Here is a 10058-nt window from a genome sequence, read left to right on the forward strand (position 1 = left end):
GCAGGCACTGACAGCGCGGCGGCCCCGGTCGGGAGCCGGAGCTCCGGCCGGGGCCGGTGGTGGGGACGCGGTGGGTGTCAGAGCCTCTCGGGCGTCCGGATGCCCAGCAGGGCCATGCCCTGGTGGAGCGTGCGGGCCGTCAGGTCCACCAGGAAGAGGCGGTTCTCCCGCTGCTCCGGGGTGTCCGCCTTCAGGACCGGGCACTGGTCGTAGAAGGTCGTCAGGAGCGAGGCCAGCTGGTAGAGGTACGCCGCGAGCTTGTGGGGCTCGTAGGCCGACGCCACCTCCAGGACCGTCTCGCCGACCTGGTCCAGGTGCAGGCCCAGGGCGCGCTCCGCCGGCGCCAGCTCCAGCTCCGGGTGGGCGACCGGGGTGGCACCCTCCGACTTGCGCAGGATGGACCGGATACGGGCGTACGCGTACTGGAGGTAGACGCTCGTGTCGCCGTTCAGCGAGACCATCTGGTCCAGGTCGAACTTGTAGTCCCGGACCGCGGACGTCGACAGGTCGGCGTACTTCACCGCGCCGATGCCGACGTACCGGCCGTTCTCGACGATCTCCTCCTCGGCCAGGCCCACCTTCTCGGCCTTCTCGCGCACCACGGTCGTCGCCCGGTCCACCGCCTCGTCGAGGAGGTCGACCAGCTTCACCGTCTCGCCCTCACGGGTCTTGAACGGCTTGCCGTCCTTGCCCAGGACCGTGCCGAAGGCCAACTGGTGGGCCCTGACGTCCTCGTTCAGCCAGCCCGCCCGGCGGGCCGTCTCGAAGACCATCTTGAAGTGGAGGGACTGCCGGGCGTCCACCACGTACAGCAGGGTGTTCGCCTTCAGGCTGAAGACGCGGTCGCGGATCGCCGAGAGGTCGGTGGCCGCGTAGCCGTAGCCGCCGTCCGACTTCTGGACGATCAGCGGGACCGGGCTGCCGTCCGGGCCCTTGATGTCCTCGAAGAAGACGCACAGAGCGCCCTCCGAGCGGACCGCCACGCCGGACTCCTCGAGGAGGCGGCAGGTCTCGGCCAGCATGTCGTTGTAGCCCGACTCGCCGACGATGTCCTCGTCGCGGATCTCCATGTCCAGCTTCTCGAAGACGGAGAAGAAGTAGATCTTCGACTCGTCGACGAACTTCTGCCAGATCGACAGGGTCTTCGGGTCGCCGGCCTGGAGGTCCACCACCCTGCGGCGGGCCCGCGTCTTGAACTCCTCGTCAGCGTCGAACAGTTTGCGCGCGGCCTTGTAGAGGCGGTCGAGGTTCGACATCGCCTCCTCGCCGCTGACCTCGGACGCCTTGTGGTCCAGCTCGTGCGGGTGCTCGTCCAGGTACTGGATCAGCATGCCGAACTGGGTGCCCCAGTCGCCGATGTGGTGGCGGCGGACCACCGTCTCGCCCGTGAACTCCAGGAGCTGGACCACCGCGTCACCGATCACCGCCGAGCGCAGGTGCCCGACGTGCATCTCCTTCGCCACGTTCGGCTGGGCGTAGTCGATGACCGTCGTGCCGGGAGTCCGCGTGTGCGGGATGCCCAGACGGTCCGTGTCCGCGTACCGCGCGGCCAGGTTCTCCGTGATCGCCCGGTCGGTGAGCGTGATGTTCAAAAAGCCGGGGCCCGAGACCTCGATCTCCTTGATCACCTCACCGGTCACCACGTTCGCCACGACCTGCGTCGCCAGCTCCCGCGGGTTCGCCTTCGCCTTCTTGGCCAGGGCCAGGATGCCGTTGGCCTGGAAGTCGGCCCGGTCGCTTCGGCGCAGCAGCGGGTCCGCGCCGGCGGCCTCCGGCAAGGTGGCCGAGAGGGCGGACGCGAGGTGCTGCTGGACGGAGTCGCCGAGAGACGTGACCGAGGCCATAGGAGTGGGTGCCGTTCTCCTCGTGGGATGGATAGACCCGCCCAGTATCCCATGGGGGGTAAAGCCGTTTTCCCGGGCGCGGGGCGGTCTGGGAGAATGGGGCCACCATCAAGCCTTCAGCAAAAGAGGACGTGCCGATCGTGGCTCAGAGCACCGAGACCACCGACTGGGTCTCCCGTTTCGCGGATGAGGTCATCGAGGAGTCGGAGCGTCGGGCCCCCGGCAAACCCGTTGTCGTCGCGTCCGGGCTGTCCCCCTCCGGGCCCATCCACCTGGGCAACCTCCGTGAGGTCATGACCCCCCACCTCGTCGCCGACGAGATCCGCCGCCGCGGGTATCAGGTGCGGCACCTGATCTCCTGGGACGACTACGACCGGTACCGGAAGGTGCCGCAAGGGATCGCCGGGGTCGACGACAGCTACCAGGAGCACATCGGCAAGCCGCTCACCTCCGTCCCGGCCCCGGCCGGATCGTCGTACCCGAACTGGGCCGAGCACTTCAAGGCCGCGATGATCGAGTCGCTAACCGAGCTGGGCGTGGAGTTCGACGGGATCAGCCAGACCGCGCAGTACACCTCCGGCGTGTACCGGGAGCAGATCCTGCACGCGGTCGCCCACCGGGCCGAGATCGACGCCGTTCTCGACCAGTACCGCACCAAGAAGGCCCCCGCGAAGCAGGGACAGAAGCCCGTCGACGAGGCCGAGCTCGAGGCCGCCGAGGGGTCCGGCGCGGCCGCTGAGGACGACGGTTCGTCCGGCTCGGCCGGCTACTTCCCGTACAAGCCCTACTGCGGCAACTGCGAGAAGGACCTCACGACCGTCACCTCCTACGACGACGACTCCACCGAGCTGACGTACGCCTGCACCGCGTGCGGCTTCTCGGAGACCGTCCGGCTGAACGAGTTCAACCGCGGCAAGCTGGTCTGGAAGGTCGACTGGCCCATGCGGTGGGCGTACGAGGGGGTCGTGTTCGAGCCGAGCGGTGTCGATCACTCCTCGCCCGGGTCCAGCTTCCAGGTCGGCGGGCAGATCGTCGGGATCTTCGGCGGCAAGCAGCCGATCGGGCCCATGTACGCCTTCGTCGGCATCAGCGGGATGGCGAAGATGTCCTCGTCGCGCGGTGGTGTGCCCACCCCCGCCGACGCCCTGCAGATCATGGAGCCGCAGATCCTGCGCTGGCTGTACGCCCGCCGCCGGCCCAACCAGTCCTTCAAGATCGCCTTCGACCAGGAGATCCAGCGGCTCTACGACGAGTGGGACAAGCTGGACGCGAAGGTGGCGGACGGGTCCGCCCTGCCGGCCGACGTCGCCGCCCACTCGCGGGCGGTGCGCACGGCCGGCGGTGAGCTGCCCCGGACCGTGCGGCCGCTGCCGTACCGGACGCTGGCCTCCGTCGCCGACATCACCGCCGGCCATCAGGACCAGGCGCTGCGCATCCTCAGCGAGCTCGACCCCGAAAACCCGCTCGGGTCGCTCGACGAGGCCCGGCCGCGGTACGACAAGGCCGAGGCCTGGATCAACACGCACGTGCCCGCCGACCAGCGGACCATCGTGCGGGACGAACCCGACGCCGAGCTGCTGAAGTCCCTCGACGAGGCCTCCCAGCAGTCCCTGCGGCTGCTGCTCGACGGGCTCGCCGAGCACTGGTCCCTGGACGGGCTCACCCATCTCGTCTACGGCGTTCCCAAGGTGCAGGCCGGGTTCTCCGCCGATGCCACGCCCAAGGAGCTGCCGGCGGAGATCAAGACCGCCCAGCGGACGTTCTTCGCGCTGCTGTACCACCTGCTCGTCGGACGCGACACCGGGCCCCGTCTGCCCACGCTGCTACTGGCGGTGGGACAGGAGCGGGTGCGGGCCCTGCTCGGGGAGTAGGCCGGTTCCACGATGAAGGGGGCGCCCGGTGTTCGCCGGGCGCCCCCTTCGTCGTACGTGTCCGCCCTACGCGATGTGGTCCTCCTCCAGTTCCGCCGAGTGGCGGTGCTGGAAGCGTTCCGCGAGCGTCTTCAGGGCGCTGGGGGTGAGGGTCGTGCCGTAGGTCGCCTGGATGTTGTCACCCAGGACGCGGGGCGTGGGGTAGCTGCCGTCTATCGACCTGACGAAGATCGCGTAGTAGGCGTCCTCGTCCGGCTCGGGGGTGCCGCCGCCCTCGCCGAGTTCGCGGGTGCGGCCGGGGGACACCGGGATGGGGAAGGTGCCCGTCTCCTCCGGTGCGGGTTCCTGGCCGGGGGCCGGGGGTTCTTCCTCGTACTGTTCCCGGTACTCGTCGGCCTGCTGCTGGTCCTCGTACCAGTGGGCGTACTGCTCCGACGGGTCGTAGGTGGGGTCGTAGCCGCCCTGGTACTCGACGTTGTTGGGGGGCGCCGCGTGGAACCAGGGGCTCTCGTCGGAGGCGGGGGCCGGGGCCGGGGCGCTCTCCGGGTACCCGGGGTTCTGCCGGCCGCCGGGGTCCTGGCGCTGCTCGCCGGGAGGCGCCGCTGCACCCACCCGCGCCGCCCCGGCGACACGACTGCCCGCGGCCACGGCGCCCGGGCCGCCCGCGGCGGGCAGTTCGGCCGCTGCGGCAGGCGTACCCGTGCCGGTCGCCGTCAGTTCCTGCTGCTGCGGGGCCGGGGGCAGCAGGGCCGGTTCTATGCCCGCTGCCGCCAGGCCCGCCGGGGCCGTTTCCGCCAGGGGGACGCCGTAGCGGGCCAGGCGGAGGGGCATCAGGGACTCCACCGGGGCCTTGCGGCGCCAGGCCCGGCCGAAGCGGGAACGGAGCCTCGCCTGGTAGACGAGACGTTCCTGCTCCAGCTTGATGACCTGGTCGTAGGAGCGCAGTTCCCACAGCTTCATCCGGCGCCAGAGGAGGAACGTCGGCACCGGGGAGAGGAGCCAGCGGGTGATGCGGACGCCCTCCATGTGCTTGTCGGCCGTGATGTCCGCGATGCGGCCGATCGCGTGGCGGGCCGCCTCGACCGAGACCACGAAGAGGACCGGGATCACCGCGTGCATGCCCGTGCCCAGCGGGTCCGGCCAGGCGGCCGCGCCGTTGAAGGCGATCGTGGCCGCCGTGAGCAGCCAGGCCGTCTGCCGGAGCAGCGGGAAGGGGATACGGATCCAGGTCAGGAGCAGATCCAGGGCGAGCAGGACGCAGATGCCCGCGTCGATGCCGACCGGGAACACATAGGAGAAGTTCCCGAAGCCCTTCTTCAGGGCCAACTCGCGCACGGCCGCGTACGAGCCGGCGAAGCCGATGCCGGCGATGATCACGGCGCCGGTCACGACCACGCCTATGAGAACGCGGTGCATCCGAGTCAGCTGGATTGGCGCGGCCACCTAATTCCCTCCCCTTGCGTGTTGTTGCGCGCAACAGGGTGGCACATGTGTGCGGCGCACGTGTTGCGGGATCGTCAGCTCTTCGAGGACGAGGCCGTGGCCGTCGTCTTCGAGGCCGACTTCGTCGTGGTGCCGGCCGGGGTCTTGGACGCCGTCGTCTTCGGGGTCGGCGAGGACGACTTCGATGCCGACTTGGTGGGGGACGGGCTCGTCGTCGCCCCCGAACTGTCGCTGCCGCCCTCGCCGTTGGCGGACCGCACCGCGGCCACCGCCTCCTTGGCCGCCTTCTTCGCGGCTTCGGTGAGGGTGTCGGCGCTCGGAGTCTTCTCGCCCGCCAGGCCGGCGCCGTTGTAGTCGAGGGTGACGACGACATTCTCGACGCGGGCCACGACCGTCTGCTGCCTGAAGGCGCCTTCCTTCTTCTTCAGGTCGTAGCGCACCACCGTCGCCTCGTCGCCGGTCCCGGTGACCGTCTCCGTCTTGGCGTTCTTCGCACCCGACACCGCCTGGGCGGCTTTGACCTGCTTCGCGTAGTACGTCTCCGCCTGTGCCTCGGCGTCACCGCTCGCCGCGTCCGACTCGAAGCGCAGGAGGGAGACGTTCAGCCAGCGGAACTGGGAGCCCTTCACGCCGTTGTTGGCGAGGCTGGACCAGGAGCAGCTGGCGCGGGCGCCGGTGTCGCTGGAGGCGCCCTCCTTGCCCGAGGACGTCCCCTTCGGAACCAGTTCGGTGAGCGTCTTCTTCGAGAGCACCTTGCAGGCGCCGGGCAGCGTCGCGTACGCGGCCGCCTGGACGGTGGGGGAGGAGCTCGCGGCGACCTCGCCGGTGCCGCCGGTGCCCTGCGCGCTGTCGGTGGTGGCCGCGCCCGAGTCCGAGCCGGAGTCCGAGGAGCAGGCCGCGGCGAACGCCATCACGGGCACCGCGAGCGCGGCGGCCAGGACGCGGTTCAGGCCTCCGACACGGGTGGCGCGCTGGGCAAACTGGTCGTCTCGCTGGGCTCGTCGCTGCATGGTTCCTTCACTCATGACGCTCGTGGTTCCTGCGGTCGGATCGGGTCCGAGGGGCCACGGTACGCGGTGAGGAAGCTGTGCGGTTCCGCTTCACCGGCTTCGCGGAGGGGCGGCGGACGGACGCCGAAGACCCCTAGCCGGCCAGGGAGTCGGCCAGCTGAGAGGCCAGTTTCCGGGCCTTGTCCTGCATTTCCTCGCTGTCCGGGTCCGTTCCGACGGTGGCCGGCTGCTCCTCGTACTCGATCGTCACGATGACGTTGGACGTGCGGAACGCCACAGTCACCGTGCGCTGTTTCGCCGTCGAACCCGAGCTGCTGAGCACGTCGTCGACGAACGCCTCGTCACCGAGGTCGTCGAGGAGGCGCGGCTGGAGGTCGGCGGGGGTGGCGGACGGGGAGGGGGAGGTGGAGGCGGAGGACGACGGGGACGCCGTGGAGGAGGGGGTCGCGGTGCCGGAAGGGGTCTCCGTGGCGGTGCCGGAGGCCGTCGGCTCCGGGAGGTCGGCCGCGGTGATCTTCCTGGCGAACAGCTCCTCGGCCTCGTTGTCGTCGCTGATGGAGTTGTCGTAGGAGACGACGCGTTCGAAGTCGACGAAGAGGTGGTCGGTGGCGTCCGCCGACTGCACCTTCCAACGGCAGCCGACCTTGCGGTCCGTGTCGAACGTCGGCGTCGCCTCGCCCTCGTAGGCGGTCTCGCGCTGCTGCTCGTCGGTGATTTCCTCGATGCCGGGCAGGAGGGAGTCGAGCGTGGTGTGGCTGACGGCACCGCAGGCCTCGGGGAGGGTCGTGTACTTGCCGGGCTGCGCGGCGGCCGACGCGGTACCGGCCTCGCCGGGGTTGGAGTTGTCCGTCGAGCCGCCGTCGTCCGAGCCGCCGGTGCAGCCGGCCAGCAGCGCCGCCAGGAGTGCGGCGACGCCGGGTACGTAGGCCTTCCGCTGCACGGTCGGCTCCTCTCGACGGTCGCGTGATGATCGTGGTCCCAGTGTCCCCGCTGGTTATTCGCTTGCCGGGCGGGGGCGGCACCGGCAGACAATGTGTATCGCACGCAACACCGTGGACGCCGGTCCGTTGTCCGTTTTCGTCGACCCTGGCGCCGGTTTTGCGACTTGGGACTTCTGTTGTGACTCCGGGGGAATGAGACAGATATGTCGTACGTGGAAATGCCGGGCGCGAAGGTACCGATCCGGATGTGGACCGACCCCGCGACGGTGGAGGACGTGGCGCTGCAGCAGCTGCGCAACGTCGCCACGCTGCCGTGGATCAAGGGTCTGGCCGTGATGCCGGACGTCCACTACGGGAAGGGCGCGACGGTCGGGTCGGTCATCGCGATGCGGGGGGCCGTGTGCCCGGCCGCGGTCGGGGTCGACATCGGGTGCGGGATGTCCGCGGTCAGGACCTCGCTGACGGCGAATGACCTGCCGGGGGATCTGTCCCGGCTGCGGTCGAGGATCGAGCAGGCCATTCCGGTGGGGCGGGGGATGCACGACGACCCGGTGGATCCGGGGCAACTGCACGGGTTCGCCACCGGGGGGTGGGACGACTTCTGGGGACGGTTCGGAGGTGTCGCCGATGCGGTCAAATTCCGCCAGGAACGTGCCACAAAGCAGATGGGAACGCTCGGAAGCGGAAATCACTTCGTCGAAGTGTGCACGGATACGACCGGAGTTGTCTGGCTGATGCTGCACTCCGGTTCCCGGAACATCGGCAAGGAACTCGCCGAGTTCCACATCGGCGTGGCGCAGAAGCTCCCGCACAACCAGGGCCTGATCGACCGCGACCTCGCCGTGTTCGTGGCGGACACCCCGCAGATGGCGGCGTACCGCAACGACCTGTTCTGGGCGCAGGAATACGCGAAGTACAACCGCACCATCATGATGGCGCTTCTGAAGGACGTGATCCGCAAGGAGTTCCGGAAGGCGAAGCCGACCTTCGAGCAGGAGATCAGCGCGCACCACAACTACGTCGCCGAGGAGCGCTACGAGGGTATGGACCTCCTCGTGACCCGCAAGGGCGCGATCCGGGCCGGTTCCGGCGAGTACGGGATCATCCCGGGCTCCATGGGCACGGGGTCGTACATCGTGAAGGGTCTCGGCAACGAGAAGGCCTTCAACTCGGCTTCGCACGGCGCCGGTCGGCGCATGAGCCGCAACGCGGCCAAGCGGCGCTTCTCGACCAGGGACCTGGAGGAGCAGACGCGAGGCGTGGAGTGCCGTAAGGACTCCGGCGTCGTGGACGAGATCCCGGGCGCCTACAAGCCGATCGAGCAGGTCATCGACCAGCAGCGGGACCTGGTGGAGGTCGTGGCGAAGCTGAAGCAGGTCGTGTGTGTGAAGGGGTGACGCGGTAGGGGGAGGGCCGGGCCCTCCCCCTGTGCCCACGTCACACCAGTCGCTTCTCCAGCAACGTCACCGCGTACGGGCTGCCCCCGTCGTCGGTCTTCGCTCGCTGTTCGCCCACGACCGTGTAGCCCGCGGTCTCGTAGTACTCGCGTAGGCGGGGGTTGGAGGACAGGCAGTCCAGGCGGGCGTAGGGGCGGCCCGCGGCGGCGATACGGCGTTCGGCTTCCGCGAGCATGGTGCGGCCTGTGGACGGGGGAGCCGTGTGCGGGGTTGTCATCAGGCGGTGGATGTAGCCGGCGTCCGGTGGGCGGGGGCCCCAGGCGGCCGGGTCGGTCCACCAGAGTTCCCAGGCGCCGACCGGTGAGCCGTTGGCGTGGGCGAGCCATACCTCGCCTTCCTGCACGCGGGTGCGGAAGTGGGTTTCGTCCTTCTCGCCCGGCTGCCATTGCGCGATGCCCCGGGCCAGTTGCCAGAGGGCCGCCGTGTCGCGCAGGCGGACGAGGAGGGCGGCGTCCCGCGCTGTCGCCTTGCGGTAGGTCAGGGGCGGCCAGGTGGTGGGGACCGGCTCCAGGAGGCGCGTGCGCAGGGCGGCGGCGAGGGACCCCGCGTCCATGCCCAGGGCGTCCGTCACGTACTCCACCGAGCCGTAACGGGAGCGCAGTGCCGTGAGGAACAGGCGCATCACGGATTCCGGGGCTCGGGCGAAGGACGGCCAGGTGGGGGAGCGGCCCTCGTTGCGGGCCCTATGCGTGGGGGCGGGAACCGGGGCGGGGCGGGGCGCTGTCTTCAGGGGAGCCGTCGGAGCCAACCGGCTCGACGCTCAACGGAGATACGGGGACACGGGGATACGGGGAAGCAGGGGGTGCAGTGATGGAGCGCAGGCGCATACGTGTGTCGGTGTGGGCCGTGGGGCTGGTGCTGCTGGCCGTGGGGACACTGGCCGGCTGTTCGCAGGAGTACAACGACGAGCGGGGCAAGGGGGACGCCCCGGTCGCGGGGAAGAAGGGGGACGACACTCCGGCCGAGGTGTTCAACATGCCGGACGGGTTCGGGAACCTCGCCACCAAGTGCGTGGGGCACGGGTTCCGGGCGTATGTGACGACCAACGCGACGGGGCCGTCCAATGTGCAGATCGTCGAGGACAAGTCGTGCGGTGGGTGAGCGCGGGGTTGGTGGCCGTGCTGGTTCTCGCGCTCGGCGGGTGCTCGCAGAAGTACTACGACGAGCGGGGGAAGGCCGACGCGCCGGTGGCGGGGCGGGCCGGGGAGGACAGTCCCGCCGAGGTCTACAACTTCCCCGACGGGTTCGGGAATCTGGCCACCAAGTGCGTGGGGGAGGGGAGACGCGGGTACGCCACGACGAAGTTCGTGCAGGCCGAGGACGAGGACGACGTCGTCATCATTCCGGCCAACGCGGTGATCGTCGACGACCCGGACTGCAAGGGCCCCTAGGGCGTGTCCTAGCTTGATCTTTAACCTGTGCGGCGGGGTCGTGGGGTTGTTGACTTCTTGGTTCGCTGTTTCGTAGTGCCTGGTTTGCGGACGGTGTGCAC

At 69.7% G+C, this 10058-nt stretch carries 9 protein-coding genes; 4 read left to right on the forward strand and 5 right to left on the reverse strand.

What is annotated here, in order from left to right:
• Positions 1-77: 77 nt before the first annotated feature.
• Positions 78-1844, reverse strand: coding sequence for an arginine--tRNA ligase (argS, locus tag ACIBVL_RS42540; RefSeq protein WP_399106547.1), 1767 nt, complete (start codon positions 1842-1844; stop codon positions 78-80).
• 131 nt (positions 1845-1975) lie between these two features.
• On the opposite strand from argS, the gene lysS reads away from it, so the two are divergent.
• Positions 1976-3715, forward strand: coding sequence for a lysine--tRNA ligase (gene lysS / locus ACIBVL_RS42545; RefSeq protein WP_399106549.1), 1740 nt, complete (start codon positions 1976-1978; stop codon positions 3713-3715).
• Positions 3716-3781: 66 nt separating this feature from the next.
• Here the strand turns inward: lysS and ACIBVL_RS42550 are convergent, their stop codons facing one another.
• The 3 genes from ACIBVL_RS42550 to ACIBVL_RS42560 form a co-directional block, all read right to left on the reverse strand.
• The gene (locus ACIBVL_RS42550; protein WP_399106551.1) at positions 3782-5158 is read right to left on the reverse strand and encodes a DUF2637 domain-containing protein; all 1377 of its coding nucleotides are present in this window, start codon (positions 5156-5158) and stop codon (positions 3782-3784) included.
• A gap of 74 nt (positions 5159-5232) precedes the next feature.
• On the reverse strand, positions 5233-6183 hold the full coding sequence (locus tag ACIBVL_RS42555; protein ID WP_399106553.1) for a DUF3558 domain-containing protein: 951 nt from the start codon (positions 6181-6183) through the stop codon (positions 5233-5235).
• Positions 6184-6301: 118 nt separating this feature from the next.
• Positions 6302-7108 (reverse strand): DUF3558 domain-containing protein, encoded by an 807-nt coding sequence (locus ACIBVL_RS42560; RefSeq protein WP_399106555.1) that lies wholly within the window; start codon positions 7106-7108, stop codon positions 6302-6304.
• A gap of 204 nt (positions 7109-7312) precedes the next feature.
• Between ACIBVL_RS42560 and ACIBVL_RS42565 the strand changes: the two genes are divergently transcribed.
• The gene (locus tag ACIBVL_RS42565) at positions 7313-8506 is read left to right on the forward strand and encodes an RtcB family protein (protein ID WP_399106557.1); all 1194 of its coding nucleotides are present in this window, start codon (positions 7313-7315) and stop codon (positions 8504-8506) included.
• A 40-nt stretch (positions 8507-8546) separates the two neighbouring features.
• Here the strand turns inward: ACIBVL_RS42565 and ACIBVL_RS42570 are convergent, their stop codons facing one another.
• Entirely contained in the window at positions 8547-9188 is a 642-nt protein-coding gene (locus ACIBVL_RS42570; protein ID WP_399106559.1) for a GNAT family N-acetyltransferase, read from the reverse strand.
• Between the two features lie 188 nt (positions 9189-9376).
• Between ACIBVL_RS42570 and ACIBVL_RS42575 the strand changes: the two genes are divergently transcribed.
• Both ACIBVL_RS42575 and ACIBVL_RS42580 read left to right on the forward strand, forming a co-directional pair.
• Complete coding sequence (locus ACIBVL_RS42575; RefSeq protein ID WP_399106561.1) at positions 9377-9667, forward strand: hypothetical protein; 291 nt, start codon at positions 9377-9379, stop codon at positions 9665-9667.
• Complete coding sequence (locus ACIBVL_RS42580; protein WP_399106563.1) at positions 9655-9957, forward strand: hypothetical protein; 303 nt, start codon at positions 9655-9657, stop codon at positions 9955-9957. The genes ACIBVL_RS42575 and ACIBVL_RS42580 overlap by 13 nt, the downstream gene beginning before the upstream one ends.
• Positions 9958-10058: the final 101 nt, after the last annotated feature.

Source organism: Streptomyces sp. NPDC049687 (assembly GCF_044465285.1).
GTDB lineage: Bacteria > Actinomycetota > Actinomycetes > Streptomycetales > Streptomycetaceae > Streptomyces.

Bases quoted from the DNA above. Each gene is read 5' to 3' on its own strand.
- ACIBVL_RS42570 (WP_399106559.1), bottom strand. From the start codon at position 9,188: ATGCGCCTGTTCCTCACGGCACTGCGCTCCCGTTACGGCTCGGTGGAG.
- ACIBVL_RS42555 (WP_399106553.1), bottom strand. From the start codon at position 6,183: ATGAGTGAAGGAACCATGCAGCGACGAGCCCAGCGAGACGACCAGTTT.
- ACIBVL_RS42565 (WP_399106557.1), top strand. From the start codon at position 7,313: ATGTCGTACGTGGAAATGCCGGGCGCGAAGGTACCGATCCGGATGTGG.
- ACIBVL_RS42575 (WP_399106561.1), top strand. From the start codon at position 9,377: ATGGAGCGCAGGCGCATACGTGTGTCGGTGTGGGCCGTGGGGCTGGTG.
- argS (WP_399106547.1), bottom strand. From the start codon at position 1,844: ATGGCCTCGGTCACGTCTCTCGGCGACTCCGTCCAGCAGCACCTCGCG.